This window comes from Actinomadura physcomitrii (assembly GCF_008923205.2).
Taxonomy (GTDB): domain Bacteria; phylum Actinomycetota; class Actinomycetes; order Streptosporangiales; family Streptosporangiaceae; genus Spirillospora; species Spirillospora physcomitrii.
Window position 1 is genome coordinate 38,426 of sequence record NZ_WBMS02000034.1, and the last position, 26,166, is coordinate 64,591.

General features: G+C 74.5%; 29 protein-coding genes and 1 pseudogene. 15 read left to right on the plus strand and 15 right to left on the minus strand.

Translation table 11 applies throughout. The annotated features are described in order from the left end of the window. Positions 1-69 precede the first annotated feature (69 nt). The 5 genes from F8568_RS33100 to F8568_RS33120 all read right to left on the minus strand — a co-directional run bounded on the left by F8568_RS33100 (position 70) and on the right by F8568_RS33120 (position 3,265). Positions 70-528, minus strand: coding sequence for a carboxymuconolactone decarboxylase family protein (locus tag F8568_RS33100; protein ID WP_151597628.1), 459 nt, complete (start codon positions 526-528; stop codon positions 70-72). A gap of 79 nt (positions 529-607) precedes the next feature. Next, positions 608-1,090 (minus strand): RrF2 family transcriptional regulator, encoded by a 483-nt coding sequence (locus tag F8568_RS33105; protein WP_151597629.1) that lies wholly within the window; start codon positions 1,088-1,090, stop codon positions 608-610. A gap of 10 nt (positions 1,091-1,100) precedes the next feature. After that, complete coding sequence (locus F8568_RS33110) at positions 1,101-1,988, minus strand: arylamine N-acetyltransferase family protein (protein WP_151597630.1); 888 nt, start codon at positions 1,986-1,988, stop codon at positions 1,101-1,103. Continuing rightward, the gene (locus tag F8568_RS33115; protein ID WP_151597631.1) at positions 1,985-2,767 is read right to left on the minus strand and encodes a hypothetical protein; all 783 of its coding nucleotides are present in this window, start codon (positions 2,765-2,767) and stop codon (positions 1,985-1,987) included. The genes F8568_RS33110 and F8568_RS33115 overlap by 4 nt, the downstream gene beginning before the upstream one ends. A 102-nt stretch (positions 2,768-2,869) precedes the next feature. Continuing rightward, the gene (locus F8568_RS33120; RefSeq protein WP_160573853.1) at positions 2,870-3,265 is read right to left on the minus strand and encodes an AfsR/SARP family transcriptional regulator; all 396 of its coding nucleotides are present in this window, start codon (positions 3,263-3,265) and stop codon (positions 2,870-2,872) included. Positions 3,266-3,281: 16 nt separating this feature from the next. Between F8568_RS33120 and F8568_RS51215 the strand changes: the two are divergent. Then, a pseudogene (locus F8568_RS51215) lies at positions 3,282-3,506 on the plus strand (imine reductase family protein); the annotation flags it as partial. Between the two features lie 141 nt (positions 3,507-3,647). Here the strand turns inward: F8568_RS51215 and F8568_RS33130 are convergent. Continuing rightward, positions 3,648-5,042: a sensor histidine kinase gene (locus F8568_RS33130; protein ID WP_328601133.1), complete on the minus strand. Its 1,395-nt coding sequence runs from the start codon at positions 5,040-5,042 to the stop codon at positions 3,648-3,650. A 121-nt stretch (positions 5,043-5,163) separates the two neighbouring features. Between F8568_RS33130 and F8568_RS33135 the strand changes: the two genes are divergently transcribed. Next, positions 5,164-5,532 carry a PadR family transcriptional regulator gene (locus F8568_RS33135; protein ID WP_151597634.1) on the plus strand — a complete coding sequence of 123 codons (369 nt, stop codon included), beginning with the start codon at positions 5,164-5,166 and terminating at the stop codon, positions 5,530-5,532. Continuing rightward, complete coding sequence (locus F8568_RS33140) at positions 5,529-6,587, plus strand: hypothetical protein (RefSeq protein ID WP_151597635.1); 1,059 nt, start codon at positions 5,529-5,531, stop codon at positions 6,585-6,587. Before F8568_RS33135 ends, F8568_RS33140 begins: the two co-directional genes overlap by 4 nt. A 14-nt stretch (positions 6,588-6,601) precedes the next feature. Here the strand turns inward: F8568_RS33140 and F8568_RS33145 are convergent, their stop codons facing one another. Further along, positions 6,602-7,462 (minus strand): helix-turn-helix domain-containing protein, encoded by an 861-nt coding sequence (locus F8568_RS33145; protein ID WP_151597636.1) that lies wholly within the window; start codon positions 7,460-7,462, stop codon positions 6,602-6,604. Between the two features lie 73 nt (positions 7,463-7,535). On the opposite strand from F8568_RS33145, the gene F8568_RS33150 reads away from it, so the two are divergent. Further along, positions 7,536-8,336, plus strand: a complete 801-nt coding sequence (locus F8568_RS33150; protein ID WP_202125638.1) for an alpha/beta fold hydrolase — start codon at positions 7,536-7,538, stop codon at positions 8,334-8,336. A gap of 300 nt (positions 8,337-8,636) precedes the next feature. Here the strand turns inward: F8568_RS33150 and F8568_RS33160 are convergent, their stop codons facing one another. Together F8568_RS33160 and F8568_RS33165 are read right to left on the minus strand one after the other, a co-directional pair. After that, a complete protein-coding gene (locus F8568_RS33160) occupies positions 8,637-9,566 on the minus strand; it encodes a CU044_5270 family protein (RefSeq protein ID WP_151597637.1) in 930 nt (309 codons plus the stop codon). Beyond that, the gene (locus F8568_RS33165) at positions 9,559-10,134 is read right to left on the minus strand and encodes an RNA polymerase sigma factor (RefSeq protein WP_151597638.1); all 576 of its coding nucleotides are present in this window, start codon (positions 10,132-10,134) and stop codon (positions 9,559-9,561) included. The genes F8568_RS33160 and F8568_RS33165 overlap by 8 nt, the downstream gene beginning before the upstream one ends. A gap of 145 nt (positions 10,135-10,279) precedes the next feature. Between F8568_RS33165 and F8568_RS33170 the strand changes: the two genes are divergently transcribed. Beyond that, positions 10,280-10,828, plus strand: coding sequence for a Uma2 family endonuclease (locus tag F8568_RS33170; protein WP_160573855.1), 549 nt, complete (start codon positions 10,280-10,282; stop codon positions 10,826-10,828). A gap of 7 nt (positions 10,829-10,835) precedes the next feature. Here F8568_RS33170 and F8568_RS33175 read toward each other — a convergent pair whose 3' ends face one another. Beyond that, on the minus strand, positions 10,836-11,375 hold the full coding sequence (locus tag F8568_RS33175) for a DinB family protein (RefSeq protein ID WP_328601134.1): 540 nt from the start codon (positions 11,373-11,375) through the stop codon (positions 10,836-10,838). Continuing rightward, entirely contained in the window at positions 11,372-12,406 is a 1,035-nt protein-coding gene (locus tag F8568_RS33180) for a Glu/Leu/Phe/Val dehydrogenase family protein (RefSeq protein WP_151597640.1), read from the minus strand. The genes F8568_RS33175 and F8568_RS33180 overlap by 4 nt, the downstream gene beginning before the upstream one ends. Positions 12,407-12,512: 106 nt before the next feature. On the opposite strand from F8568_RS33180, the gene F8568_RS33185 reads away from it, so the two are divergent. Further along, positions 12,513-12,980: an Lrp/AsnC family transcriptional regulator gene (locus F8568_RS33185; protein ID WP_151597641.1), complete on the plus strand. Its 468-nt coding sequence runs from the start codon at positions 12,513-12,515 to the stop codon at positions 12,978-12,980. A gap of 16 nt (positions 12,981-12,996) precedes the next feature. Here the strand turns inward: F8568_RS33185 and F8568_RS33190 are convergent, their stop codons facing one another. Beyond that, positions 12,997-13,578 (minus strand): TetR/AcrR family transcriptional regulator, encoded by a 582-nt coding sequence (locus F8568_RS33190; protein ID WP_151597642.1) that lies wholly within the window; start codon positions 13,576-13,578, stop codon positions 12,997-12,999. A gap of 130 nt (positions 13,579-13,708) precedes the next feature. Here F8568_RS33190 and F8568_RS33195 point away from each other — a divergent pair, with 130 nt between their 5' ends. The 3 genes from F8568_RS33195 to F8568_RS33205 all read left to right on the plus strand — a co-directional run bounded on the left by F8568_RS33195 (position 13,709) and on the right by F8568_RS33205 (position 15,534). Further along, positions 13,709-14,059 carry an antibiotic biosynthesis monooxygenase family protein gene (locus tag F8568_RS33195; RefSeq protein ID WP_151597643.1) on the plus strand — a complete coding sequence of 117 codons (351 nt, stop codon included), beginning with the start codon at positions 13,709-13,711 and terminating at the stop codon, positions 14,057-14,059. Positions 14,060-14,174: 115 nt separating this feature from the next. Further along, complete coding sequence (locus F8568_RS33200) at positions 14,175-14,561, plus strand: VOC family protein (RefSeq protein ID WP_151597644.1); 387 nt, start codon at positions 14,175-14,177, stop codon at positions 14,559-14,561. Between the two features lie 139 nt (positions 14,562-14,700). After that, positions 14,701-15,534 (plus strand): phosphoribosylaminoimidazolesuccinocarboxamide synthase, encoded by an 834-nt coding sequence (locus F8568_RS33205; protein WP_151597645.1) that lies wholly within the window; start codon positions 14,701-14,703, stop codon positions 15,532-15,534. Between the two features lie 10 nt (positions 15,535-15,544). Here F8568_RS33205 and F8568_RS33210 read toward each other — a convergent pair whose 3' ends face one another. Then, positions 15,545-16,339 carry an aminoglycoside phosphotransferase family protein gene (locus tag F8568_RS33210; RefSeq protein ID WP_151597646.1) on the minus strand — a complete coding sequence of 265 codons (795 nt, stop codon included), beginning with the start codon at positions 16,337-16,339 and terminating at the stop codon, positions 15,545-15,547. A gap of 165 nt (positions 16,340-16,504) precedes the next feature. Between F8568_RS33210 and F8568_RS33215 the strand changes: the two genes are divergently transcribed. After that, complete coding sequence (locus tag F8568_RS33215) at positions 16,505-16,945, plus strand: ATP-binding protein (RefSeq protein WP_160573856.1); 441 nt, start codon at positions 16,505-16,507, stop codon at positions 16,943-16,945. Here F8568_RS33215 and F8568_RS49915 read toward each other — a convergent pair. After that, on the minus strand, positions 16,929-17,051 hold the full coding sequence (locus F8568_RS49915; protein WP_268896447.1) for a hypothetical protein: 123 nt from the start codon (positions 17,049-17,051) through the stop codon (positions 16,929-16,931). The two genes, F8568_RS33215 and F8568_RS49915, sit on opposite strands and share 17 nt — an antisense overlap. A 342-nt stretch (positions 17,052-17,393) precedes the next feature. Here F8568_RS49915 and F8568_RS33220 point away from each other — a divergent pair, with 342 nt between their 5' ends. The 4 genes from F8568_RS33220 to F8568_RS33235 all read left to right on the plus strand — a co-directional run bounded on the left by F8568_RS33220 (position 17,394) and on the right by F8568_RS33235 (position 22,154). Beyond that, on the plus strand, positions 17,394-18,344 hold the full coding sequence (locus tag F8568_RS33220; protein WP_151597648.1) for a GlxA family transcriptional regulator: 951 nt from the start codon (positions 17,394-17,396) through the stop codon (positions 18,342-18,344). Further along, positions 18,341-18,943 carry a DJ-1/PfpI family protein gene (locus F8568_RS33225; RefSeq protein ID WP_151597649.1) on the plus strand — a complete coding sequence of 201 codons (603 nt, stop codon included), beginning with the start codon at positions 18,341-18,343 and terminating at the stop codon, positions 18,941-18,943. Before F8568_RS33220 ends, F8568_RS33225 begins: the two co-directional genes overlap by 4 nt. Positions 18,944-19,022: 79 nt before the next feature. Continuing rightward, on the plus strand, positions 19,023-20,510 hold the full coding sequence (locus tag F8568_RS33230; RefSeq protein ID WP_151597650.1) for a hypothetical protein: 1,488 nt from the start codon (positions 19,023-19,025) through the stop codon (positions 20,508-20,510). Between the two features lie 30 nt (positions 20,511-20,540). Further along, positions 20,541-22,154 carry a CocE/NonD family hydrolase gene (locus F8568_RS33235; RefSeq protein WP_202125639.1) on the plus strand — a complete coding sequence of 538 codons (1,614 nt, stop codon included), beginning with the start codon at positions 20,541-20,543 and terminating at the stop codon, positions 22,152-22,154. Position 22,155: 1 nt separating this feature from the next. Here the strand turns inward: F8568_RS33235 and def are convergent, their stop codons facing one another. Continuing rightward, a complete protein-coding gene (def, locus tag F8568_RS33240) occupies positions 22,156-22,683 on the minus strand; it encodes a peptide deformylase (RefSeq protein ID WP_151597651.1) in 528 nt (175 codons plus the stop codon). A 146-nt stretch (positions 22,684-22,829) separates the two neighbouring features. Between def and F8568_RS33245 the strand changes: the two genes are divergently transcribed. After that, the gene (locus F8568_RS33245) at positions 22,830-26,021 is read left to right on the plus strand and encodes an AfsR/SARP family transcriptional regulator (RefSeq protein WP_151597652.1); all 3,192 of its coding nucleotides are present in this window, start codon (positions 22,830-22,832) and stop codon (positions 26,019-26,021) included. Positions 26,022-26,166: the final 145 nt, after the last annotated feature.

The window sequence follows — 26,166 nt, forward strand, 5'->3', positions numbered from 1 at the left end:
CTCGTTCACTTGTGGCGTGTCGTGGTTATAGGGCGCCGCATAACCACGACACGCCACAAGTCGGCGGGGTCAGGCGCGCATCGAGCCGGCGATCTGGCGGGTCGTGACGTTGATCCGGTTCCACGCGTTGATCGCCGCGATGCACATGATGAGGGAGAGCAGGCTCTGCTCGTCGTAGACGTCGGCGGCCTCGTCCCAGACGTCGTCGGGGACGCCCGCCGGGTTGTCGGCGATGCGGGTGGCGGCCTCGGTGAGGGCGAGCGCGGCGCGCTCCTCGTCGGTGAAGTACGGGGACTCGCGCCAGGTCGCGACGGACCAGAGACGCTCGTCGGTCTCGCCGGCCTTCTTGGCGTCGTAGGCGTGCATGTCGGCGCAGAAGCCGCAGCCGTTGATCTGGCTGGCGCGCAGCCGGACCAGTTCGAGCGTGCTCTTCGGGACGCTGCTCTTGGCGAGCGCGCCCTCCAGTCCGAGCAGGGCCTTGTAGGCGTCGGGGGCGATCTCGGGGAGTCCGGTCATCCGTGCCTGCATGATTTACCCTTTCTGAGATGGGGGATATCCAGATTTGCGGCGCACCTGGACCGGGGCGGCCCGGGTGCGGGTCAGCGGGTCAGTTGCGGGCGTACCAGGCCCGCACGTTCTCCTCGATCTCCGGCACCCCGCGCTTCACCGCCGCGCTGACGTCGGCGAGCGTCTGCTCCGCCAGCGCCCTGCGCCAGGCGAGCTCCGCCTTCCGCATGGCGGTGCTGACCGCGCAGGGCCGCCGCAGGACGGACGCGGGGGTGCCCGCCCCGGCGCCGCGGCTGCGGATCTCGGTGCACTGGAACGCCTCCTCCGGGCCCTCGATCGCGGCCACCACGTCCATCATGGTGATCTTCTCCAGCGGGCGGGCGAGCCGGAAACCGCCGCGCGCGCCCGCCGTCGAGGTCACGAGGCCGGCCTTGACCAGGGCCTGGAGCTGCTTGTTCAGGTAGGGCGGGGGGAGCTCGAAACCGGCCGCGAGCCGTGCCGTCGGCACGGGCCGGTCCTCGCCCATCCAGTCGAGCAGCAGCAGGCAGTGCGCCGCCCACTCGACCCCTTCCCCGATCCGCATGATCTGGATACTACACGTCTAGATTCGAGTCGTCCACCCGCGCCACCAGCCGCCGCGGGTCGTCGCCCTCCAGGACGATCCCGAACTCCTCGGCGAGGACGTCCGGCAGCCGCGCGGGGGCGACGGTCCGCCTCTCGGTCTCGCCGGACGGGCGCGTCGCGGTCAGCGCCGTCCCGTCCAGCACGAGGTGCTCCCCGGCGGAGAACCGCTGGACGAACGGCCGCCGCGTGAACGGCGACCGCGGGCTCGTGGACACGAAGTGGTTGAGCACGTCGAAGTCGATGCGGAACGCCTCGACCAGCGGGAACGAGTGCCGCCGGAACCAGCCGTCCGGGCCGCGCTGGTGCATCTCCCACAGCTGGGCGCCCGCCGGCAGCGCCTCGGTGACCCGGCCGGGACGCAGCCGGAAGCCCCAGCCGTCCTGGTCGGCGTCCGCGCCGTCGCCGGGGAACGGGAGCGGTTCGAGCGGGCCGCCGCCGAAACCGACGTCGCACAGCAGCGCGGGCTCGTCCGCGGCCTGGCCGGGGGAACGGACGAGCAGCAGCGCGTGCGTGCCCGGCAGCAGCTTCTCCGCGCCCATCGACACCCGGCCCGTCAGTGCCGTGACCTCGAAGCCGATCTTCTCCAGGACCGCCGCGAACAGCCGGTTGTGCTCGAAGCAGTACCCGCCGCGCGGCCGGTCGACGAGCTTGCCCTGCACGGCGGCGAGGTCCAGCTCGACCGGCCGGCCGAGCATGATCTCCAGGTTCTCGAACGGGATGGACGTGACGTGCGCCCGGTGCAGGGCGCGCAGCGTCGCGGCGTCCGGCCGCGCGGCGCCGTCGTAACCGATCCGCTTGAGGTAGGCGGGCAGGTCCAGCCGGTCGCCCTGCCAGCCGTAGCCGAGATCCTCGCTCATGTCGCTCCCTCCGTCCGCGCCCGCGCGCGGCCGTGCTCGAATGCGCGTGTGAACGGGGCAACGCCGATCGCCGCCGTGATCGTCCCGACGGCTCGGTTGATATCGCCCATTTCGGCCTCCGGGAGCGGTGCGCCGGCGGACTCGCGCAGCGCGGACGCCTCGCCGAGCAGCCGCGCCGCCTCCGCATGCTCGCCCGCCAGCGCGCGCGCCCCCGCCACCCCTTCGAGCGCGAGCGCGACGGCGCGCGGGTCGCCGACGGCGCGCGCGCAGGCGAGCCCGTCCAGTTGCAGGGCGAGCGCGGCGCCGGCGTCCCCGCGCAGTTCCGCGACGTACCCGAGCTGGGCGTGCAGGAACGCGATCCCGGCCGTCCCGCCGATGCCGCGCAGCCAGCCGAGCGGGGCGCGCAGGTGCCGCTCGGCGGCGTCGAGGTCGCCGCGGGCCCGGGCGACCAGCCCGAGCCCGGCCTCGGCGAACTCCTCCGCCGACCGCGCGGCCTGCCGCCTCGCGATCTCCAGGGCCCGTTCGTGCAGGTCGCGGGCCTCGTCGAGCGCGCCGGTCAGCAGCGCGACGCGGCCGAGCCCGGACGTGCGGAACGACACCTCGGCCCACATCCCGAGCGCTTCGGCGAGCCGCAGGCCCTCGCGGTGGTGCGCGGCGGCGGCCGCGTAGTCGCCGGTGATCTCGGCGCGGCGGCTGAGCGCGTCGGTCGCCTCCAGCCGTCCCCACGCATCGCCGAGTGCGGTGAAGAGGTCCATGCTCTCGACGCCGTCGCGCTCCATGGCGGTCGGACCGCCGTGGACGAGCGCGAACTTGGCGCGCGTCGCCAGCGCGGCGGCCGTGTACCAGGGATCGGCGCGCGCGGAACACGGCGAGAGCGTGCTCTACACGGGCTTGATTAGCGGAGATCGCGGCGCCGTCCGCGGGCCGGGGCCCTTCGACGGGTCGTCCTCCAGCATCGACCGGTAGAGCGAGGCCAGCTCCGGGCCGGGGTCGACGCCGAGCTCATCGGCGAGGCGTTCCCGCAGGTCGTGGTACCCGGCGAGCGCCTCGGCGCGCCGTCCGGCGCCGTGCAGGGCGCGCAGGTGCGCGGCGCGCAGCCGCTCTCTGAGCGGGTGCTCGGCGACCGCCGGGGCCAGCTCCGCCGCGACCGCCGCGTGCTCGCCCGCCCGGCATCGGGCGGCCCGGCGCGTACGTCTTCTACAGCGGCCCGGAACCCGAGTCCTCGACCGGCACCGCGACACCCTCGCCGAACTCGGCGACCCCACGTTCGTCGGCACCGACCCGGGCCTGTCGATGCTCTACTACCAGGCGCAGCTGTACCTGTTCTGGTCCACGCTCGTCGCGTACATGCACGGCGCGGCGCTGCTCGGCACCGCGTGGGTGCCCGCCGAGCGGTTCCGGCCCTTCGCGTCCGCGGCCCTGGCAGCCCTGACCGGCGACGGCCCGATGGGCTTCCTCGGCATCCTCACCCGCGAGATCGCGGGCGGCGCGTCCCCGGGCGGGGCGAACAGCCTGCGCATGCAGGCCGCCGGCGCCGGCCACGTCGCCGAGGCGAGCCGCGAGGCCGGGATCGCGCCGGGCCGCTCGCGCTGCGGGACCTGTTCCGGCGCGCCGTCGACGCCGGGCACGGCGACGCCGGCCTGTCCGCCGTCATCGACGTCATCCGCCGTCCGGCGCGAGCGGGAGGCGCATGACGAAGCACGCGCCCCGCTCGCTGTCGGCGATGGTGAGGGTGCCGCCGTAGATCTCGACGATCTCGCGGGCGATCGGCAGCCCGAGGCCCGTCCCCTGCGGATCCCGCTCCCGCGACTCGGCGAGCCGCGCGAACCGCTCGAAGACCCGTTCCCGCTGGTCCGGGGGGATGCCGTGGCCGTCGTCCAGCACCTGGAGCACCGCCGTCGCGCCGTCGCGCCGGACCGTCACCTCGACGCCGGACGCGGCGTGCCGCTCGGCGTTGGACAGCAGGTTGCCGAGCACCCGCGCGATCCGCACCGGGTTCGCCCGGACGACCACGCCGGGCTCCAGCCGGGCCGCGACCCGCACGCCGTCGCCGCGCCGGTCGACCTCCCGGCGGGCCGCCTCCGCCAGGTCGACCGGCTCCACCGGCTGCGGCGCCCGCGCGTCCAGCCGGGACAGCTCCAGCAGGTCGATCACGATGTCGTTGAGCCGCTCGGCGTCGCGCAGCGCAGAGCGCAGCAGCGGCCGCGACTCCTCGTCCGCCTCGTCCAGCGCCATCTCCAGCTGCACGTGCAGCCCGGCGATCGGGTTGCGCAGGTCGTGCGAGGCGTCGGAGATGAACCGGCGCTCCCGGTCGGTCGCCTCCTCCAGCCGCTGCAGCGTCGCGTTGACCGTCTCGCCGAGCGCCTGGATCTCCCCGTGCGTGTGCGGGACGAACACGCGCTGGCGCAGGTCCCGCGCGTCGAGGTCGGACAGCTCCCGGCGGATCCGGTCGATCGGGGCGAACGCCCGGCCGATCGTGTGCCACGTCCACCACGCGACGAGGGCCAGCAGCACGAGCAGGAGCGCGACGAGGCTCAGCGGCAGGCCCCACACGTTCAGCAGGCCCGGCAGCGGCTCGGCGGAGACGACCATCACCCCCGGCCCCCACGGCGACCTGTTCACCACCCGCAGGCCGAAGATCCACGCGCAGCCGGAGATCGACCCCGGGCAGGCCCGCCGGTCGATCAGCAGGTTCCCGGACGGGAGGGGGACGGACGCCAGCGGCGGCTTGCCGCGCGCCGGGGGCGAGGCCGCCAGCACCCGCCGGCCGTCCGGGCTGACGATCTGCACCAGGCCGGTCTCGTCCGGACGGGTCGTGAGCCCGAGGTCGGCCTGCCCGCGCAGGATGTCGAACGTGATCCGCTCGGTGGTGCGCTCCGCCTTGTCCGCCTCGCGGCGCTCCAGCCAGTCGCGGACGAGGAGCATCCCGAGCACGAGGATCACGGTCAGGAACAGCGCCGCGAACGCGACGGTGATGATCGTCGCTCGCCCCCGCACGGACACCAGGAGCCGGTTGCGCCAGTACTCGACGCGCTCGCTCCTGCCCTGCGTCACGTCCGCACCTCCGAGAGTCGTCACACTATGTGATCAATAACTACCAAGAGTACGGGGCGGCGCCTGTCCCGTCCGGGTCCGGCGGTTGCCGATGCTCAAATGATCGATATATAAAGAACGCATGAGCAAGCCGATGCAGGAACCGACGTTCCTGATCCTCACCGCGCTCGCGGACGGCGCGCAGCACGGCTACGGGATCATGGCCGACGTCGAGCGGATCTCCGCCGGCCGCACCCGGCTGCGCGCCGGCACCCTGTACGCCGCCCTCGACCGGCTCCAGGCCGAGCGCCTCATCGCCCCCGACCGCGAGGAGGTCGTCGACGGCCGCCTCCGCCGCTACTACCGGCTCACCGAGGACGGCGCCGCCGCCCTCGCCGCCGAAGTGGACGCGCTCCGCCGCCGCACCGAGGCCGCCGCCCGCCGCCTCGCCGCCTTCCGCCTCCCCGGCGGCGGCACCGCCCCGGCCTTCTCCCTGAGGGGACTCCGTTGAGCACGCTCGAAGACCGCTACCGCCGCCTCCTGGCCTGCTACCCGGCCGCCCACCGGGAGGCGCACGGCGAGGAGATGCTGGACGTGCTGCTGTCGGCGGCGCGTCCCGGCCAGACCCGCCCGTCCATCGCCGACACCGCCGACCTCCTGCTCGGCGCCGCCCGCATCCGGCTCCGCCGCGCCGCGTCCGGCACCGGCGCCTCCCCCCGGCGGGACGCCCTCGCCATCACCGGCCTCCTCGCCGCGCTCCTGCTGATGGCCGAGGCCGCGCGGTTCGCCGTGGACGTGCCCACGCTGATCGGCGCCGCCACCGCGCAGGGGAACGGAACCATCGGGATCTACGGGCTGCTCTACTTCTTCGGCACCGGACCGTACTGGCTCGCCTGGACGGTCATCGCGGTGCTCGCCTGGCGGGGCCGACGCCGCCGCGCCGCCACCGCCGCCTGCGCGGTGACCACTGCCCAGATCGCCTTCGCGGTCTACGGGACGGCCCTCCCGGACCACTCCTACGCGTATCTCGGCAGGGACTTCGCGGGAACCTCGCTGCCGCTCGCGCTGCTCGCCACGGCGTCCCTCGCCGCGTCGCCCGGCCCGCGCCGCGGCGCCCGCCTCCTCGGCCGCGCCCGCCTGGCCGGGGCCGCGACCGTGGCCGCCGCCCTGCTCGCGCTCCACACCTACCCGGCCTTCTCCCTGCTCACCGGCGGCCAGACCGGCGTCGACCCGCGCGCGAGCATGGACCGCCTCATCGACGCCGCGCAGACCATGGGCGAACTGCGGGCCGCCGGTGCGCTGGTGGCCGCCGTCCTGGCCGCCGCCGCGCTCGCGCGCGACCGCACGAGCCGCCGCGCGTTCGTCCTGCTCGCCCTCGTCGGCGCTCCCGCCCTGGTCAACGCGGCCGGAGAGGCCCTTCCGGACAGCGTGCCCGGCACGGCGATGCTGCTGCCGGGATCGCTGATGGTCGGCACGGCCGGCCTCGTCATCACCGGGCTCTGCGTCCGCCTCGTGGAGAGCCCCGCCGGGACCCGGGCCCGCCGCCGCGTGCGGTCGTCGGCCTGATCAGCCGATCCGGATCAACGCGGTGCGCTCGTCGCGGGTGTCCGGGCGCGGGCCGCGAACGCGCCGGGGGCGAGGCCGGTGCGGGCGCGGAAGAACTTGGAGAAGTTGGCGGTGTCGTCGAACCCCGTCCGCCGGGCGCATTCGGCGACGGTGATGCCGGTGTGCGCGAGCAGCCTCTTGGCCTCCAGCACCACCCGGTCGTCCAGGAACCGCTTGGCGCCGCACCCGGCCGCATCCCGCGTCGCACGGCTGAGGGTGCGCGGAGAGTAGCCCAGCCGGCGGGCATACCAGGAGACCTCCCGCGACGTCGCGAAGTGCGCCTCGACGGCCGCGGCGAACGCGGTGAAGGCCTCCCGCCCGGCGGGCGGCGGGGGCGCGCACTCGCCGGCGCGGAGCAGGAGCACCTCCAGAAGGGCGCGCAGGATCGCGGCGCTGCCGGGCATCGGACGGGTCCGGGACGCGTCGTACTCGCGGCGCAGATGGTCGGCGGCGAGGCGGACCAGCGCCGGACGCCCCGGCCGCCGCCAGGTGACCGGGCCGAACGGCGCTGCGCCCGGGGAGCCGAGCGGCACGTACTCGGGGCGGAAGAGCACGAGGGTCCCGTCGACGTCCGCGATGTCGTCCCAGCGGTGCACGCGGCCCGGCCGGATCCAGACGATCGTGCCCGGCTCCAGGCGGTGGTGGACGAAATCCACCGTCACCGTTCCCCGTCCCGAATCGACGATCGCGAGCACATGGAAATCGGCCCGCTGCACCGGCTGGGGCGCGCTGCCTGCCGGCATGTCCCGCAGCCGAGGGAACGCGATCACCTCGACGCCGCCGTCCGCCGCGTAGCGCAGCGACCGGATGCCGGCCTGCTGTCCGTTTTTCACCATAGCCAGACCGGAGCCTACCTGTTCCGCGAGGTCACCGGTCCTTAGCGTCGAAGCAGACGAAGGGAGAGTCCGAATGGACATGCGATACGTGGAAGTGCAAGGCGGACGGCTGCCGGTGCGGACGCGGGACGGCTCCCCGGCGGCGCTGGTGTTCCTCCACTACTGGGGCGGTTCCCACCGCACCTTCGCCCCGGTGATCGACCGCCTCGCGTCCGGATCCGCCGTCGTGTCCTACGACCACCGCGGCTGGGGCGCGGCGCGCGACCTCCCCGGGCCCTACGGGATCGAGCGGCTCGCCGACGACGTCCTGGACGTCGTCCGCGGACTCGGACTCGGCAGGTACGTGCTCGTCGGGCACTCGATGGGCGGGAAGGTCGCCCAGCTGGCCGCGGCGCGCCGGCCCGAGGGGCTCGCCGGACTCGTCCTCGTCGCCCCGGCCCCGCCGCGCCCGACCGTGGACGCCGCGGCGGCGGAGGCGCTGGCGCACGCCTACGACAGCCGCGCCACGACCGGTGACGCGCTCCAGCACGTCCTGACCCACCGGCCCCTGCCCGCCGACCTGCGCGAACAGGTGCTGGCCGACAGCCTCGCCGCCGGCGGCGACGACGCCCGCCTCGCCTGGCCGCGCCACGGCATCACCGCGGACATCACCGCCGCCGCCCGCGCCATCGACGTCCCCGTCCAGGTCCTGGCGGGGCGGCACGACCAGGTCGACCCGCCCGCGTCGCTGGAAGCCGACCTCCTGCCCGTCATCCCGGGAGCGCGCATGACGGTCATCGAGGACACGGGCCACCTGTCCCCGCTGGAGGCGCCCGGCGAACTCGCGACCCGGATCGACCACTTCACCGCCAACCTCCCTTCGGCCCGACCGTGACACCGCGCCGCCGAGGTCCGGCTAGCATCACGGAGCTGCTGAGCAATGCACGGTTCGAAGCGCGCATCCCCGCTCAGGACCTGGCCCGGGCCCGGCGCTGGTATGCCGAGAAGCTCGGCCTCGAACCGGTCGAGGAGCGCCCCGGCGGTCCTCGCGGTGAGCGGGCCGCCTGGTTCTGCGACAGCGAGGGCACATGCCGGGCCTCGCGGAGATCGTGCCGCAGTCCGGCGACGTGCTCGTGGAGTTGCGGGGGGGGGGGGGGCGGCCCCCCCCCCCCCCCCCACCCCGACGGGGCCCGGGTCAGTGGTTCTGGGCTTTGAGCTGCTGGTTCTCCTTCTCGATGTACGGCTTCTGGCTGCTCCAGGGGACGATCCGGCCCGGCAGCGTGTCCGTCCAGCCGGACGTCGTCTGGGAGGGCCCGAAGGGATTGGGCCCGCCTCCGAATCCGCCCCAGCCCTCGACGCGCAGCCGCGTGCTCTTCGGGTCGACGACGATCGTCTCGGTGCCGTCGACGTGCGTGCCGCTGTCGTTCATGAACGAGATCTTGAGCCGGTAGCCGCCGGCCGTCCTGCCGAGGTTGTCGATGTGGGGCAGCGCCGCGAGGGCGCGGTAGGCCGCGGCGCGGACCTGCGGCGGGGCGGGCGCCTCGGAGAGCACCGACTGGAGCAGATTGATGGTCCAGAGCTGCGGGTTCTCCCGGGCGGCCGGATATCTGGCGCTCTTGAGCAGCCCGGCCTTGAGCCGGTCCGGGTCGGTCGGCAGCCGCTGGACGCCGGCGAAGTCGAGGTCGGAGCCGCTCATCACCGGACGCTTCGCCACCCGGCTGACCAGGCCGGGCGCGCCGCTCAGCCAGGTGGCGCCGTCGCGCCGCGTCCACGTCTCGGTGACGTGGGTGACCTTGCCCATGGTGAGGACCAGCTTCGTGTGCCAGTACGTGCCGGTGGCCGCGGGCTTGGCCGCCGCGGTGGTCGCGGCGGCGAGCATGACCTGCCGCCCCGAGAGCACCGGCTCCTTCTTCGCTTCGGGTGCCGACGGGTCGGAGACGACGACGGCGCCGGCCGCCGCGGCGGCGGTGAGCCCGACGCCGGCCGCGATCCAGCGCTTGCGGCGCCCGCGCTCGGCGGAACCGCCCCGCATCGCGTTCTGGAGCCGGTGCCGGCTGCGGTCGACGACGTCGGCGGACGGTTCGGGCCCGGCCAGCGCGGTGCCGAGCATTTTCAGGTCATCCATGGAACGCCTCCGGGCGGATAGCGTCGTGCAGTTTCTTGCGGGCGCGGGAGAGGCGGGAGCCGACCGTGCCCTGGGGGATGCCGAGCGCGTCCGCGACCTCGTCGTAGCTCAGCTCGGCCAGCGCGACGAGGAGCACCACGTCGCGCTCGCCGGCAGACAGCGACGCGAGCGCCTTGGCGAGCTGCGGCCGCATCCGCACGGCCGCCGTCTCGGTGACGACGCGGTCCTCGTGGCTGCCGGCCGCGGGCGCGTCGACGGCGCTGCGCGCCATGGCCCGGTAGCGGCGCGCCTCCTTGCGGCGGTGCTGCGCGACGAGGTTCGTGGCGATCCCGAACAGCCAGGCGCGCAGGCTGCCCCGCTCCGGATCGAACCTGTCGCGCTTCCCGAACGCCAGGCAGAAGGTCTCGGCGGCGATGTCCTCGGCCGTGTGGACGTCCAGCCGGCCGGCGACGTAGCGGTAGACGTCCCGGAAGTACCGGTCGTGGACGTCGGTGAACCGCTCCGGATCCCGCTGGAAGCCGGTGGCGATGTCGAGGTCGGTCGGTGATTCGCCCACCTCGGCGGTCACGTACCTGTCCTGCTCATTGCGGAACCTTTCGGGTGTTCGGCCAACGATCACCCTTACTTCGCCGAACCCCGATCCCGTCTTCCACGAGGGCCCCGACGGTACCCTGCCGAGTACCGCACCGCCCCGACCGGAGGCCCCAGGAGCCATGCGCGCGCTGACTGTTCCGTTGCCGTCCGGCGACACGTGGACGCGGGCAGACTACGAGGCACTGCCGGAAGACCTCCCGGCGCGCGTGAGCCTCGTCCACGGGAAGCTCGTCGTGAACCCGCGCCCTCGTCCGATCCGCCGGCGCGTCGCGCGGCGGTTGGCGACCCGTATCGAGGACGCCGCTCCCGACGCGTGGCAGGTCGACACCGACGTGGACGTCCTTCTCGACGACGACGAGGTGGAGCCGGTCGAGATCGCTCCCGACATCGTCGTGTACTCCGCCGAGCATGACGTCTACGAACGTCCCATTCCGGCGGGGCTGGTCGTGCTCGTTGCCGAGGTGGTGCCGCCGTCGACCAAGCGCAAGGAGCCCGCCCTGTACGCGGAGGCGGGAATCCGGCACTACTGGCAGGTGGAGACCGATCAGACCGCCGTCCACACCTACGAGTTGGACGACGCGACCGGCGGATACGTCGCGACCGGGGTGCACCATGACCGGATCGTCGTGAACGTGCCGTTCGACCTGGACGTCGAGCTCAAGCGCTGACGGTCCGTCACTTGCCGCGGGCGCCGTCGATGCGTTCGCGGAGCAGGTCCGCGTGCCCGTTGTGCTGGGCGTACTCCTCGATCATGTGGACGAGCACCCAGCGCAGCGACACCGGCCCGCGCCAGCCGTCGCGGCCCTCGACGTCGAGGTGCGGCGCGGCGGCCGTGAAGGCGTCGGCGAACGCGACCTCGTCGCGCCAGGCGTCCCACGCGGCGGCGATCACGGCGGGGTCCGGGACGGCGCCGTCGAAGTCGCCGTCCGGGTCGGCGGCGGACGAGAAGCGCGGCGGCGCGTCCTGCCCGGCGAGGACCCGCCGGAACCAGCGGCGCTCGACGTCGGCGAGGTGCCGGACGAGCCCGAGCAACGACAGCGTCGACGGCTCCACCGCCCGCACCGCCAGATCGGTGCCGAGGTCCGCGCACTTCAGCTCCAGCGTGGCCCGCTGCGCGCCGAGGACGTCGCAGAGCATGCGGCGCTCGTCGCCGACGGCGGGGAAGTCGAATCGGCTCTCGTCGCCGCCGAACAGTTCGGCCCGTCTGGCGGTCACGGCGCCGCCGTCCGGACGCGGCGGCGGGCGAGGGCGTCGGCGGCCTGCGCGGGGGTCTGGCCGAGGCGGTCGGCGGTGCCGAGCAGGCCGGTGACGGTGTCCTCGATGGCGGCGACGCGGGCGCGGGCCTCGCCGGGGCCGAGGCGGTGGAGCTCCGTGCTGACCGCGTGGATCACCCCGCCGGCGCCGGCGACGTAGTCGGGCACCCACAGGATGCCGCGCCGGTGCAGCAGGTCGGCGACGCCGGGGGAGGCGAGCTGGTTGTTCGCGGGCCCGACGACGGCCCGGCAGCGCAACCGCGGCACGGTCCGTTCGGTCAGGACGCCGCCGAGGGCCGCGGGGACGAGGACGTCGACGTCCGCGCCGAGGATCTCGTCCGGGCCGGTCCAGGCGGCGCCGAGCGCCTCGGTCCGCGCCCGCTTGCCGGGGTCGATGTCGGTGACCGTCAGCGCGGCGCCCTCCGCCGCGAGCAGGGCCGCGAGGTGCTCGCCGACGTGCCCGAGGCCGATGATCCCGAACCGGCGGCCCGCCAGGTCGCGGGTGCCGTACAGGTGGCGGGCGGCGGCGCGGAGCGCGGCGAGCGTGCCGTGCGCGGTGTGCGGGGACGAGTCGCCGCTGCCGCCGGACTCGGCGGGCCGGCAGAACACGTGCGGCGTGATCTCGCCGATCACCGCCATGTCGGCGGGCGCGGTGCCGACGTCGGGCCCGGCGGAGTACGCGCCGTCCAGCGCGGCGATCGCGTCGCCGACGTCGTGCAGCGCGTCGCGCCGCCGGGGGCCCTCCAGAACGGTGCCCTCGGGGAGCGCCACCACGGTCTTGCCGCCGCCGTTGGACAGCCCCGCCGCCGCGAACTTGGCGGTCATCGCGGCCGACAGCCGCAGCGCGTCGGCGAGCCCGTCCCGCCAGGCGGGGTAGCGCCACATCCGCACGCCGCCGGCGGCCGGGCCGAGCGCCGTCGAGTGCACGGCGATGATCACCGGCAGGCCGGTGCGGCGGCCGGTCCGCAGGACCACCTGTTCGTGCTCGAACATCCCTGCCCCTTCATCTGCGCCTGCATTCCCTCGAGAATCGGGCAACTGGTCGTGCAAGGCCAGAGGCACCGAACGATTGGTCGAAACCGGTGTTACGTTCCCGGGCATGGACGAACTTGATTCGGAGATCGTGCGGCTTCTCCAGACGGATGCGCGGCAGTCCAACCGGGAGCTCGCCCGCAAGCTCGGCATCGCGCCCTCGACGTGCCTGGAGCGGGTCCGCGCGCTCACCCGCCGGGGCGTGATCCGCGGCTACCACGCCGACATCGACCCGGCGGCGCTCAACCGCCGCGTCCAGGCGCTGGTGTCGATCCAGCTGCGGCCGCTGAACCGCACCTCGATCGACGCGTTCAAGGAGTTCGCGGGCGGGCTGCCGGAGGTGCTGCGGGTCTTCGTGCTGTCCGGCGGCGACGACTTCCTGCTGCACGTCGCCGTCCAGGACCTCGACCATCTGCACGCCTTCCTCGTCGACCGGCTCGCCGGCCGCCGCGAGATCACCGGCTTCCGGTCGTCGATGATCTTCGAGGAGGTGGCCGACCGCACCCCCGCCCGCCTCTCGTCCCCGCCCGTCTGACCCCGGGGCGCGTTCTTCAGGGCGTGGGCGCGGTGAGGTACCGCTGGATCGTGGGTCCGAGCCAGTCCACGATCTCCTCGCGTCCGAGCGCCACGCTCGCCGGGAACCGCAGCACGTAGCGCGTCAGCGCGAGCCCCAGCACGGTCGAGGCGCACAGCGCGGCCCGCGCCGGCGCCTGCTCCGGTTCGGGGCCCACCTGGCGGGCCAGCGGGATCAGCTGGTCGCGCAGCACGCTCTGCATGCGCTCGGCGGCGGCCGGGTCGGTGGCGCCGACCCGTATCAGCGCGGTGAGCTCCTCGTTCTCCTCCCACAGGGTGAGGAAGTGGCGCACCAGCGTGCGGCCGAGATCCTCGCGGGGTTCGACGGGCAGGCCGGGCAGCCCGGGGTCGATCGCGACGGCCGCCGCGAACAGGGCCGCCTTGTTGCCGTAGTAGCGCATCACCATCGACGGGTCGATCTTCGCGTCGCGCGCGATGGCCCGGATGGTCGCCTTCTCGTAGCCGTCGGCCGCGAACCGCTCGCGGGCCGCCGCGAGGATCGCGGCGCGGGTGGCGTCGGAACGCCGTGCGGCCTGGTGGTTCTCCGTGGCGCCGGTCATGCCAACGAGTGTAGGCCAACACCTGTTGACAATGCAGGTCCACCCGCCCTACGTTTGCCAACACGCGTTGGCCAACGAACGTTGGCAAGCCGCGCGGAACGACGACCGATGGAGAGAGGAAGTGCCGAGGATGGCCGAGCTGGAGAGCCTGGACCCGAACACGCCGATGTTCGCTCAGTTCAAGGAGAAGACCGGGCCCATCGTCCTGGCGAACACCTTCGTCGTTCCGAAGGAGCGGACCGAAGCTTTCCTGTCCCTCTTCCGGAGGCAGGCGGAATTCATGAAAACTCAGCCGGGATTCGTCTCCCTGCGGATGCACCGGGGAACGGCGGGCAGCCGACTCCTGATGAACGTCGCGGTCTGGGATTCGACCGAGGCCCTCGCCACCGCGTTCGGCAGCCCGGAGTTCCAACGCATGGCCGCCGAGTTCCCCGACGACATCGTCTCGTACCCGCACATCTTCGAGCAGATCGACGTCTGACACGGCCGCAGTGATCGAAGGGGGGCGGCCGGAGCCGCCCTGCCCTCTCCGGAAGGTCACGCATCCATGCGCCGGGCCAGGCCGCCCCGCACCCCGTCCCCGAAAGGGAGTCCGTATGACCGTGGAACTGAATCACACCATTGTCCCCGCCCGTGACCCGGAAGCGTCGGCGCAGTTCCTGGCCGGAATTCTCGGTCTGACCGTCGATCCGCCGCTGGCGCACTTCACGCCGGTCACGCTGGCCAACCGGGTCAGCCTCGACTACGACCGGCTGGACGACTTCGAGCCGCACCACTACGCGTTCATGCTCGGCGAGCAGGAGTTCGACGCCGCCCTCGCCCGCATCCGGCACGGCGGGATCGCCCACTACGGCGATCCGGCATGCCAAGAAATCGGGCAGATCTACCACAGCAAACACTTCAGGGGCCGCAGGGGCACCTACTTCCACGACCCCGATGGGCATCTCATGGAAATTCTCACGCCGGGCGACGCCGGATCGTGAGGCCGACGGCGCCCCGAGCGTCCGCTGTCTCGGGCCGTCCTTCATCCTGGCCCGGGAGGGGCGCACCCGCGCGGGCGGTCCGGGCACCGCTGCTGGGATCATTGGCGGGAATGCTGAGCGCAAGTGCGAGGGGGACGGCGTGGAGTTGCTGCACTCGGGGAAGGTCCGGGACGTCTACGCGGACGGGGACGACCTGATCCTCGTCGCGTCGGACCGGGTGAGCGTGTACGACGTCGTGCTGCCGACGCTGATCCCCGACAAGGGGAAGATCCTCACGCAGCTGTCGCTGTGGTGGTTCGAGCAGCTCGCCGGCGTCGTGCCGAACCATGTGATCTCGGCCGACCAGGTGCCGGACGAGTGGGCGGGCCGGGCGATCCGCTGCAAGCGGCTGACGATGCTGCCCGTCGAGTGGATCGCGCGCGGCTACCTCGCGGGCCTCGGCCTCAAGGAGTACGAGAAGGGCGGCACCGTCTCCGGCATCGCGCTGCCGGACGGGCTGGTCGAGGCGTCGAGGCTGCCCGAGCCGATCTTCACGCCGACGACGAAGGCGTCCGAGGGGCACGACGAGTTCATCACCTACGACGACGTCGTCGCGGAAATCGGCGCGGACACCGCCGCGCGGCTGAAGGACGTCACGCTGGAGGTCTACAAGCGGGGCGCGGCCATCGCGGCGGAGCGCGGCATCATCATCGCGGACACCAAGCTGGAGTTCGGCCGCGCCGCCGACGGCACGCTCGTCCTCGCCGACGAGGTGCTGACGTCCGACTCGTCGCGGTTCTGGCCGGCGGACGAGTGGGAGCCCGGCCGCGCGCAGCGCTCCTACGACAAGCAGTACGTCCGCGACTGGAGCAGCACCCTGGACTGGGACCGGACCCCGCCCGGCCCGGCCATCCCGCAGGACGTCGTGGACGCCACCCGCGCCCGCTACATCGAGGTCTACGAGCGCCTGACCGGCCGCCCCTGGAAGTCCTGAGCCCGGCTGCTCACAGCAGTGCCAGCAGGTGTCCGGCCTGGTGGGCGAGGGTGCCGGGCGGGTTGCGCGGGTGCTGCGGGTCGTCGGACAGGAGGGCGAGGAGCCAGAAGGCGGCCAGCAGGCGCCGGCATTCGGGGAGCCGCGCCCGCTCGGACGGCGCCAGCTCGAACCGGCCGAGCAGGGCGTCCGGGGCCAGCGCGTTCTTCGCGGAGACGTGCTCGGCGACCTCGGCGAGCTCGTAGGCCCGGTCGCCGCGTCCGGAGAACTCGAAGTCGACGAGGCGGACGCGCGAGCCGTCCCACAGGAAGTTGGCGAGGTTGCCGTCGCCGGTGCCGAACACCGGCGGCGGTTCGGCGGCGAAGACGGTGTCGAGGTGCGGGCGGCGGAGCCACTCGCGCGCGCCGGTGAGCGCGCGGGCGGCCAGGGCGTCCGGGGGTGGTGCGACCCGCTCCGACCAGGCGCGGAGGTTCTTCAGGGCGTCGAGCGGGTGCAGGAGCCGCGGCGGCAGGGCGGCGAGGGCGGCGGCGGGGATCGCGTTCTGGGAGCTGGAGATCGCCTCGGCGAGGGCGGTGAGCTGGGCGTCCGTGAGCGGCGCGGTGAGCGGCTCGCCGGGCAGGCGGGACATGGTGACGCTCGGCGGGGTCTCCGCGGCGGCGTAGTGCAGCGGTCGCGGGGCGAGGCCGGGGGCGTGCTCGGCGAGGAGGGTCAGCGCCCGCCATTCGCGTTCGGGTTGGTCCAGGTCCCAGGACCGGTACCGCTTGGTGACGGTCGCGGGGCCCATCTCGACGCCGTGGGTGGTCGCCATGGCGGGGAGCGTACCGGCGGGGTGAACGGGGCGGGGGTGCGGAGACGTACTGCGCGGTGACGGGCTGCTTTCGGGAAGAGGGGGGCCGTCTGCGTGGGCGTCGAGGACGTGCTCGGAACCGCCGGCCGCGTCGCCGGCCTTGGCCGGGGCGGGGGAGGCGGTGGTGTGGACGGGGACGGGCTCGTGGTGCTCGGCTCGGTGACGCTGCCCGGGGTGGGACGGTCGGTGGGGTGCGCGCGGGCGTTCGTCCGGGACGTCCTGGCGGGGCTGCCGGACCGCGACGACGTGGTGCTGGCGGCCAGCGAGACCGTCGCGAACGCGGTGAGGCACACGGCGTCGGGCCTGGAGGGCGGGCTGGTGACGGTGACCGTCGCCGCCGGGCCCGGGGCGGTGCGGCTGGAGGTGGCCGACGACGGGGCGGCGGGTGCGCGGCCGTACGTGAAGGACGATCCCGGCGCGGAGACGGGCCGGGGCATGCGGATCGTGCAGGGCCTCGCCGCGCGGTGGGGGTACCGGGCGGACGGGTCGCGGACGGTGGTGTGGGCGGACTTCCCGGCCCCGGACGCGTGGGTCCGGGGCCGGGTCGCCGTCAGCGGCCCCGGTTGAACTGCCGGGTGGGCATCCGGCCGGTGTTGCGGCGGTTGTTCGCGAACGACGCCGACCTGAAGTCGGTCTTGCTCTTCTTGACCTTCTTCTTCGTCGGGAAGGGCACGTTTTCAGGGTTGTGTGAACGCATGGGGAAACCACCTTTGGGCATGGGCGCATCGCCGCCGTGAAAGGGTGTTGGAAAAGGCCGGAGGCGTGGCGAAAACGCTGGTCACGCGGGTGCGCGTCGACCAGTGGGTGTTCTCGTGGAATGTCGCCTGCGGCGTGGAGAATGGGAGCGGGCCCGGCGTGGGGCGGGCGGCTCGACCGTGAAGTATCAAAGCTCCATACCGATGATCATGCCTGAGGCGGGCAATGGTGTCAACCGTCTTTTTTTCGCGGAGCAATGACGCGATCCGTGGGGTAGCTGTCGTTGACGCCATGTCCGGCGGGGACACACCCTGGAGGCATGCGCGTCGCGTTCGTGGTCTACGCGGGGTTCCAGGGGCTGGACCTGACCGGGCCGTTCGAGGTCCTGCGGGCGACCGGGCGGTACGAGTGCCTGGTCGTGGGGCCGGAGGCGGGTCCGGTGACGTCCAGCAGCGGGCTGTCCGTGGTCGCCTCGCACGGTGTCGGCGACCTGGCGCCGGAGGGGTTCGACACGGTGCTGGTGGTGGGCGGGGCCGGCGTCGACCGGGCCCGCGAGGACGCGGCGCTGGTCGGCTGGGTGACGGACGCGGCGCGGGACGCGCGGCGGGTCGCGGCGGTGTGCAGCGGGGTGATCCTGCTCGCCGAGGCCGGGCTGCTCGACGGGCGCCGCGTCACGAGCCACTGGTGCCGCGAGGAGCAGCTCAGGGCCGAGTGCCCGGCGCTGCGCGTCGACTGCGACCCGATCTTCATCCGGGACGGGCGGATCTGGACGTCGGCGGGGGTCACCGCGGGCATGGACCTCGCGCTCGCGCTCGTCGAGGACGACCACGGCCGCAAGGCCGCGCACGCGGTCGCGCGGGAGCTGGTGATGTTCCTGCGGCGGCCGGGCAGCCAGTCGCAGTTCAGCGTGCCGCTGTGGTCGGCGCAGCCGGCGTCGGACCCGATCCGGGTCGCGGTGACGGCCGTGCAGACCGATCCGGGCGCCCGGCACAGCGTCGCCGACCTGGCCGAGTGCTCGGGGCTGAGCCCGCGGCACCTGCAGCGCCGGTTCACCGCCGAGATGGGGGTGCCGCCGTCGGTGTACGTGGAGCGGGTGCGGATCGAGGCGGCGCGGCGGGCGCTGGCGGAGGGCGACGAGCCGGTCGAGGCGCTGGCGCGGCGGCTCGGGTTCGGCACCGGCGAGACGCTGCGGCGGGCGTTCCACCGGCGGGTCGGGGTGGCGCCGTCCGACTACCGGGACCGGTTCCGAGGGACGAGGGAGCACGCATGACGACCTATGGGCTGCTGGTGTTCGAGGACGCCGAGGAGCTGGACTTCGCGGGGCCGTGGGAGGTGTTCACGGTCTCGGCGATGCTGCGCGAGCAGGGCGACGCGGCGGTGCTGGTGGCGGAGGGCTCCGGGCCGGTGCGCTGCGCCAAGGGCATGAGGGTCGTGCCCGACCGCACGTTCGGGGACGCTCCGGACCTGGACGTCCTGCTGGTGCCGGGCGGGCGGGGCGCGCGGGAGACGCAGATCGGGAACGCGGCGCTGACGGGCTGGATCGCGAAGACCGCCGAGCGGGCCGATTGGGTGGCGAGCGTGTGCACCGGCGCGTTCCTCCTGCACGAGGCGGGTCCGGCCAGGGGACGCAGGGTCGCGACGCACTGGGCGTCCGAGGACGCCCTCCAGGCGCGCGGTGACGTGACGGTCGTCCGGGACGCGCGCTATGTCGTGGACGGGAACCTGCTCACGAGCCAGGGCGTGTCCGCCGGTATCGACATGGCGTTGTGGCTGGTGGGCCGCATCCACGGACGGGACCACGCGCGGGCGGTGCGCCGCTACATCCAGTACGAGCCGGCCCCGCCGTACATGGCCGACGAGCCGCTGTAGGGGCGGTGTCGGTCCCGAATCGGGATCGAACATTCCGCCATACCAGTGATGATCTTCGCTTATCGGCATAATCACGCGAATGGCGATGGTGCTTCCGGTGCGGATCCGCGGTGACGGCGTGCGCGTCGCGGTCGAGACCGACCCGGCGCACGCCCCGCTGCGCGACTTCCTGCTCAACGACCTGGGCGAGGACGTCGCCGCGATCATCCGGGCCAGGGGCCTGCTGAGCACCGGGACGGCGGGGGCCGGCGCGCACCGGCCCTGGCAGGAGCTGTACCGCTTCCACCGGCTCGACTTCGACGGCGCGGTCGTGCACCTGCGGGACGTCGGCGGCTGGTCGTCCTGCGACCTCGACCCCGGCGTCCTGCTGCGCTGCCTGGAGGAGTACCTGGAGCAGGTCGGGGCGGTCCGGCACCGGCAGATGCTCCAAGGCGTCCTGCGGGCCGGCGCGGAGCGGTTCGTCCCGGACCGGGAGCTGCCCGTCGCGTTCCGGGTGACCGGCCCGGGGGACGTCGAGTGCGTCCCGGCGCCGGGCAACGAGCCGCTCGCCGGGCTCCTGCGCGACACCGAGTTCGTCCTCGGGCTGGACTGGATGCTCGCCGAGCTCGGCCGGCCGGGCGCCGCCGTGACGTGGCCGGGCCGGGTCTTCCGGGTCGGCGTCGCGGACGGCGTCGCCACCATCGAGGGCGAGGACGGCGCCTACCTGTGCCTGGACGCGGAGACGTTCCGGCAGGTCGTCGCGGCGTTCCGGCAGGCGCACGCGGACGCGCACCGGCCCGCCGGCCCGCAGGGCGCCGCCGAGCCGGGGCGCGGCGAGCCGGTCGCGGCGGTGCTCGCGCTCGGCGGGACGTCCCCGCACACGCGCGGCTGGGCGCTCGTCCGGACGCCCCGCGCCACCCTCGAGGACGTCGCCGGCCTCACCCCGCACCCCGACGCGTGCCTGCCGCACGGCGTCCTCGGCACCGGGTCGGGCGCGTGCTGGGCCGACCTCGCCGTGCTGGACGAGGCGGGCGGCCGGCTGCGCGGCGGCACCAAGACCTTCATGCCGCGCGGCATCGACGCCGACCGGCTCGTCGCGGACCTGCGGGACGCGCTGACCCGCGCCCGGTTCCTCAGATCCGTCCCGGGGGCGTGGGCGTCGTTCGTCGCGGGCGTCCCCGTGCACGGCTACGTCGACCCGGACGCGGTGCTGCGGCTGCCGTGCGCGCCGGTGGAGGCGGAGGGCGTCGCGCAGCACGTCCGCGTGTTCTTCCCCGAACTGGTCGAATCCGGCGTGGACCTGGAGGCGGCGGCCGCGCGCGCCGCCGGGACGGCCCGCGCGGTGACCGGCGCGCCGCACGTCCTGACCGCGTTCCTCCTGCACGACGTGCAGTGCCACCGGCACCACCTCGACGTCGTCCGCGCGGCGCGCCCCGGCTGGGAGCACACCGGGAACACCTGCCATCTGCGGGTGGACGTCCGGACGGTCCGGCTGGAGCACCTCTGGCTGGACGGCCACGCCTGCGAGCTGCCGACCGGCGAGTTCGCGCGCGTCCTGGCGGAGTACGAGCGCCTCGCCGCGCTCTAACGTGGAGGCCCACGTCTGCGGAGGTTGCGCATGTCCATGGCGGGACGGCTCGTCGACCGCTTTCTCGGGCTCCCCGAGTCCGCCGCCGATGCCGCGCCTCCGGACGTCGGCATCGGCCGTGACCTGCGCGTCCCCATGCCGGACGGCGTGGTGCTGGTCGCCGACCTGTACCGGCCGCGCGGCGCCGGGCCGCTGCCGGCCGTGCTGATCCGGACCCCGTACGGCAAGCGGCAGGGGCTCGTCCGGCTGTTCGCCGGGGTCCTCGCCAGGCGCGGCTTCCAGGTCGTCGTGCAGAACGTCCGGGGGATACACGGATCGGGCGGCGAGTTCCACGCGTTCCACGACGAGCGCGAGGACGGCCTCGCCACGCTGAAATGGGTGCGGGCCCAGCCCTGGTGCGACGGGCGCGTCGCGACGGCCGGCGCCAGCTACCTCGGCTACACGCAGTGGGCGATCGCGCCGTACGCGGACCCGCCCCTGGCGGCGATGGGGCTCGGCATCACCGCGTCGGAGTTCGTCAGCTCCTTCTACCCGGGCGGGGCGCTCGCCCTGTACAACACGCTGGTGTGGTCGTCGCTGATGGGGACGCGTGACGACCGGAGACGCCCGCTCCATAACCGGCGCGTAAGGCGCGCTATGCGGCACCTGCCGGTCGGCGAGGCAGACATGGCCGCGATAGGGCGAGCCGAGTCGTTCCTACGCGAGGTCACCGGCAACGCCGAGAACGCGGCGTTCTGGCGGGAGACCGACCACAGCGCGGGCGTCGCCTCCACCACGGCACCCGCGAGCATGGTGACGGGCTGGTGGGACCTGTTCCTGCGCGGGCAGCTCCGCGACTTCGCCGCCCTGCACGCCGCCGGACGCGACGTCCGCATCACCATCGGCCCCTGGGGGCACGACGCCAAGGCGCTGCGCGCCGTCCTCGCCGACCAGGTGTCCTGGCTGAACGCGCACCTGCACGGGGACGCGGCGGAACTGCGGCGCGCGCCTGTCCGGCTCTACCTGCAGAAGGCGGACCGCTGGCTCGACTTCCAGCAGTGGCCGCCGCCGGAGACCACGCCCGCGCCGCTGTACCTGTCCCACGGCCTGACCTGGGACGAGCCGTCCGCTCCGCTCGGTCCGGTGGCGTTCACCTACGACCCGTACGACCCGACGCCGTCCACCGGCGGGCCGCTGCTGGCGCCCGGACGCGGCGGGCAGCGCGACAACGGCCGGATCGAGGCGCGCGGCGACGTCGCCGTGCTGACCGGCGCCCGCCTCGACCGTGACCTCGACCTGATCGGCCCGGTGTCGGCCGCGTTCCACGTCCGGACGGACACCGGGCACGCCGACCTGTTCGTCCGGCTCTGCGACGTCGGCCCGGACGGCGCGTCCCGCAACGTCACCGACGGCATGCTCCGCATCGGCGCCGCCCCCGGCGCGACCGTCGAGGCGGAGATCGAGATGCACCCGACCGGCTACCGGTTCCGGCGCGGCCACCGGCTGCGCGTCATGCTCGCGGGCGGCGCGTTCCCGCGCTTCGCCCGCAACCACGGGCGCGGCGAGCCCGCCGGACGGGCCGTCGCGTCCCGCCGCGTCCGCATCGAGGTGCTGCGCGGCGCCGGGTACCCGTCGGCGCTGAACCTGCCCGTCTGGGCGCCGTGACCTAGGCGCCGGCCGCGCGGAGCTCCTCGTACTCCTTCAGGACCTTCTTGCGTGCGCGGGCCGAGAGCCGGTCGATGTAGACCTTGCCTTCGAGGTGGTCGGTCTCGTGCTGGAGGCAGCGCGCGAGCAGGCCCGTCCCCTCGACCGTGACCGGGTTGCCCTCGACGTCGAAGCCGCGCACGGTGGCGCGGTCGGGACGGGCGACGCGGGCGTGCGGGCCGGGCACCGACAGGCACCCCTCCTCGCCGTCGTCCAGCCGCCGGTCCGCCGGGCCGGGCAGCTCCAGCACCGGGTTCACGACCGCCCCCTTGTGCCGCGCACCGTCCTCGTCGGGGCAGTCGTACACGAATATCCGCAGGTCGACGCCTATCTGGTTGCCGGCGAGGCCCACGCCCTCCGCCGCGTACATGCTGGCGAACATGTCGTCGGCGAGCTCGGCCAGCGCCGCGTCGAACTCCTGCACCGGCCGGCACGCCCGGTGCAGGACCGGCGTCCCGACCAGCGTGATCGGCCGCACCCGTCCCGCCATCGGATCTCCCTTCGCGCTCGGTGACCATCCTGCCCCGGCGCCACTTTTTTCGCACGGCCGTGCAAAATTACCGCACCGAACCCGGCGTGACTTTGATCAAATGGTGGAGTTCACTTTGCGGGGAGGCGACGTCGGGAGTGACGGGCATGCGCACCGAGCGCGGGTCTGAACACGGAGCCGAGCACGTCCGGATCGTCGTGCTCGGCCGGGTCGGCGTGGAACGGGCCGGCCGGCGGACGCTGCCCTCCTCCGGCATCGCCCGCGCGCTGCTCGGCGCGCTCGCCCTCGCCGGGCTCGCCGGGCTGTCCGGCCTCGGCGACGACACGCTCAAGTCGCTGCTGTGGGGCGCCCGCGAGACCGTCATCTCCGACTCGACCCTCGCCGTCGCCGTCTACCGGCTGCGCCGCTGGCTGACCGAGACCGCGGGGCCGGGCGTCGAGGTCGTCCGCACCACCAACGGGTACGCGCTGGAGCTGCCGGGCGCCGACATCGACGCGGCCGCGTTCCGCCGCGCGGTCGCCGACGCGGCCATGCTGCCGACCGACCGGCGCGCCGGCGCGCTGGAGCGGGCGCTCGGGCTGTGGCGGGGCCGCGCGCTGGAGGACGTGTCGCCCGACTCCGTCGACCAGGCCGCCGTCGACCGGCTGGAACGCGAGCGGGTCGAGGCGGCGATGGAGCACGCCCGGACGGCGCTCGCCGCCGGTTCGCCCGAGCGCGCGCTGCCGCACCTGAACCCGCTGGTGCGCGCCCACCCGCTCGACGAGCAGCTCCTCACCGTGTGGATCGAGGTGCTCGCGGCGTGCGGGCGGCAGGCCGAGGCGCTGGAGGCCTACGAGGAGGCGCGGGTCCGGCTGCTCGACCAGCTCGGCGTGGATCCCGGGCCCGAGCTGCGCGACGTCCACGTCCGCGTGCTGCGCCAGGAGACCGCCGCCGGTCCGGGCCCCGCCGGGCCGCCGCGGGACGAGCCCGCCGCCGCCGCCGCAGACGCCGAAGCCGAAGGCGCTGCCGACACCGACGCCGACGGTGACGGCGACCGCGTCCGTCCCGAGCGGCCGAGCCAGCTGCCGCCCGCCGTGCCCGACTTCACCGGCCGCGGCGACCAGATCGACAGCATGCTCGCGCTGCTGTCCGCCGGCGACGGCGACGAGCCCGTGTCGGTGCCGGCCGTCGCCGGGATGGGCGGCATCGGCAAGACGGCCCTCGCCGTGCACATCGCGCACCGCGTCCGCGACGCCTTCCCCGGCGGGCAGCTCTTCGTGGACCTGCGCGGCGCCGAACGCGACCCCGCCGACCCCGCCGAGGTGCTCGGCCGGTTCCTGCGCGCGCTCGGCGTCAACGCCGCCGCCGTCCCGGAGAGCCCCGGCGAGCGCGCCGCGCTGTACCGCAGCATCCTCGCCGACCGGCGCATCCTCGTCGTGCTCGACAACGCCGCCGACGAGACGCAGGTCGAGCCGCTGCTGCCCGGCGGCCGGCTGTCCCGCGCCGTCATCACCAGCCGCACCCGGCTCACCGCGCTGCCCGGCGCCCGGCTCATCGAGCTGGACGTGCTGCCCCCCGCGCAGTCCCTCGACCTGCTCGCGCACATCGCCGGCCGGGACCGGCTCGCCGCCGAGCCGCAGGCCGCCGCGGAGCTCGCCGGCATGTGCGGGCACCTGCCGCTCGCGCTGCGCGTCGCCGGCGCCCGCCTCGCCGCGAAGGCGCACTGGAGCATCGCCGGGTTCGTCCGCCGGATGCGCGAGCAGGGCCGGCTGGACGAGCTGACGCAGCGCGGCCTCAGCGTCCGCACCACCCTGCACCTCAGCTACCGGGGGCTCGGCGCCGAAGCGCGGCGGCTGTACCGGCTCCTCGGCCTCCTCGACGCCCCCGACTTCGCCTGCTGGACCGCCGCCGCGCTGCTGGACCGCCCGCCCGCCGAGGTCGCCGAACTGCTGGAGACGCTCGTCGACGCGCAGCTGCTGGAGGCCCGGCTCCCGGGCGCGAAGGTCCGCCCCGCGGTGCCCGGCACCGTCCGGTACCGGTTCCACGACCTCGTCCGCGACCACGCCCGCGAGCTGTGCCGGGAGCAGGACGCCCCGGACGAGCGCGCCGCGGCGCTGCGCCGCGCCCTCGGCGGCCTGCTGGCGCTCACCGACCGGGTCGTCGACCTGGTCACCGGCGGCGGCGACCGCCTCGCCGCGGGCCGCGCCGTCCGGTACCCGCTGGACGAGGCGGTCGTGCGGGGCACGCTCGCGCAGGCCCCCGACTGGTTCGAGGCCGAGCGGTTCGGGCTCACCACCGCGGTCCGGCAGGCGGCCCGGCTCGGCGAGGAGGCGCTGGCCTGGGAGATCGCGGTCCGCTCCGCCATTCTGTTCCAGCCCGCGCACTACACCGACGACTGGCAGCAGGTCATCGCGGACGCGCTGCCGGTCGTCCGGGCGGCGGGCGACCTGCGCGGCGAGGCGGCGCTGCTGGAGCGCTCGACGGACCTCGCGTGCGCGCGCCGCGACTACGACCTGGCGCTGCGGTCCGTCCGGGCCGCGCTGCGGCTGTTCGAGGAGACCGAGAACCCGCACGGCACCGCGCTCGCGCTCCGCCAGCTCGCGACCGTGCACCGGATGATGGGGCGGTTCGGCGACGCCGAGTCCGACGGAGGGCGGGCCCGCGAGCTGTTCCAGCGGGTCGGCGACGTCGCGGGCGAGTCGCACGCCGTCCTGGTGATCGGCTGCGCCCAGTACGAGCGCGGCGACGCCCGCGACGCGCTCGGCGTGCTCACCATGGCGCGCGACCTGGCGCGCCGCGCCCGCTACACCGGCGTCGAGCTGCAGGCGGTGTACTGGATCGGGCAGGCGCTGCTCGCCCTCGGCCGCCCCGGCGAGGCTAGGCCGCTGTTCGAGCACATCGACGAGGCGGGCACCGCGGCGGGCAGCAGGCTCGTCGGCATGTACGCCGCGCACGGCCTCGGCTGCACCGGCTTCGCGCTCGGCCGCACCGAGGAGGCCGAGCGGTCGCTGCGGCTGGCGCTGCGGCTCGCCGAGGAGCGCGCCGACCCGCTGATGCGCGCGCGCATCATGTACGTGCTGGGCGACCTGTACTGGGATCGCGGGGACCTCCTCACGGCGAGGCGGCTGCTGGAGCGCGCCCTGACGCTGGCGACCGAGGTGTCGGTGCCGCTCTGGCGCGCCAAATGCCTCTTCCTGCTCGGCGCCCTCCTCCAGGTGTCCGGCGATCAGGTGTCCGGCGACCGCGTGCCCGGTGACGGCGCCGCCGGCGCGGGGGAGCCGCGCCGCGAGGCGCTGGAGATCTTCGCCGCGCTCGGCGTCCCGACCGAGGACGGGACCACCGCGCACCTGCTGTGGTGACGGCGGCCTGCGGACCCACCCCCGTGCGGCCCGCCGGCCGGCCTCCACGAGGCAACCGTAGGCGGGGCCGATTACACCTCGCTTACACCTCGTCCGGCGCCCGAACCGATCGGGCGCGGCGGACGTCCGTGCGCGGGTGAAAAGG

What these genes read in the sequence shown, in the direction of transcription:
- F8568_RS33100 (WP_151597628.1), bottom strand. Translation starts at nt 528, where the DNA reads ATGCAGGCACGGATGACCGGACTCCCCGAGATCGCCCCCGACGCCTAC.
- F8568_RS33105 (WP_151597629.1), bottom strand. Translation starts at nt 1,090, where the DNA reads ATGCGGATCGGGGAAGGGGTCGAGTGGGCGGCGCACTGCCTGCTGCTG.
- F8568_RS33110 (WP_151597630.1), bottom strand. Translation starts at nt 1,988, where the DNA reads ATGAGCGAGGATCTCGGCTACGGCTGGCAGGGCGACCGGCTGGACCTG.
- F8568_RS33115 (WP_151597631.1), bottom strand. Translation starts at nt 2,767, where the DNA reads ATGGAGCGCGACGGCGTCGAGAGCATGGACCTCTTCACCGCACTCGGC.
- F8568_RS33135 (WP_151597634.1), top strand. Translation starts at nt 5,164, where the DNA reads ATGAGCAAGCCGATGCAGGAACCGACGTTCCTGATCCTCACCGCGCTC.
- F8568_RS33145 (WP_151597636.1), bottom strand. Translation starts at nt 7,462, where the DNA reads ATGGTGAAAAACGGACAGCAGGCCGGCATCCGGTCGCTGCGCTACGCG.
- F8568_RS33150 (WP_202125638.1), top strand. Translation starts at nt 7,536, where the DNA reads ATGGACATGCGATACGTGGAAGTGCAAGGCGGACGGCTGCCGGTGCGG.
- F8568_RS33160 (WP_151597637.1), bottom strand. Translation starts at nt 9,566, where the DNA reads ATGGATGACCTGAAAATGCTCGGCACCGCGCTGGCCGGGCCCGAACCG.
- F8568_RS33170 (WP_160573855.1), top strand. Translation starts at nt 10,280, where the DNA reads ATGCGCGCGCTGACTGTTCCGTTGCCGTCCGGCGACACGTGGACGCGG.
- F8568_RS33180 (WP_151597640.1), bottom strand. Translation starts at nt 12,406, where the DNA reads ATGTTCGAGCACGAACAGGTGGTCCTGCGGACCGGCCGCCGCACCGGC.
- F8568_RS33185 (WP_151597641.1), top strand. Translation starts at nt 12,513, where the DNA reads ATGGACGAACTTGATTCGGAGATCGTGCGGCTTCTCCAGACGGATGCG.
- F8568_RS33190 (WP_151597642.1), bottom strand. Translation starts at nt 13,578, where the DNA reads ATGACCGGCGCCACGGAGAACCACCAGGCCGCACGGCGTTCCGACGCC.
- F8568_RS33195 (WP_151597643.1), top strand. Translation starts at nt 13,709, where the DNA reads ATGGCCGAGCTGGAGAGCCTGGACCCGAACACGCCGATGTTCGCTCAG.
- F8568_RS33200 (WP_151597644.1), top strand. Translation starts at nt 14,175, where the DNA reads ATGACCGTGGAACTGAATCACACCATTGTCCCCGCCCGTGACCCGGAA.
- F8568_RS33210 (WP_151597646.1), bottom strand. Translation starts at nt 16,339, where the DNA reads ATGGCGACCACCCACGGCGTCGAGATGGGCCCCGCGACCGTCACCAAG.
- F8568_RS33220 (WP_151597648.1), top strand. Translation starts at nt 17,394, where the DNA reads ATGCGCGTCGCGTTCGTGGTCTACGCGGGGTTCCAGGGGCTGGACCTG.
- F8568_RS33225 (WP_151597649.1), top strand. Translation starts at nt 18,341, where the DNA reads ATGACGACCTATGGGCTGCTGGTGTTCGAGGACGCCGAGGAGCTGGAC.
- F8568_RS33230 (WP_151597650.1), top strand. Translation starts at nt 19,023, where the DNA reads ATGGCGATGGTGCTTCCGGTGCGGATCCGCGGTGACGGCGTGCGCGTC.
- F8568_RS33235 (WP_202125639.1), top strand. Translation starts at nt 20,541, where the DNA reads ATGTCCATGGCGGGACGGCTCGTCGACCGCTTTCTCGGGCTCCCCGAG.
- def (WP_151597651.1), bottom strand. Translation starts at nt 22,683, where the DNA reads ATGGCGGGACGGGTGCGGCCGATCACGCTGGTCGGGACGCCGGTCCTG.
- F8568_RS33245 (WP_151597652.1), top strand. Translation starts at nt 22,830, where the DNA reads ATGCGCACCGAGCGCGGGTCTGAACACGGAGCCGAGCACGTCCGGATC.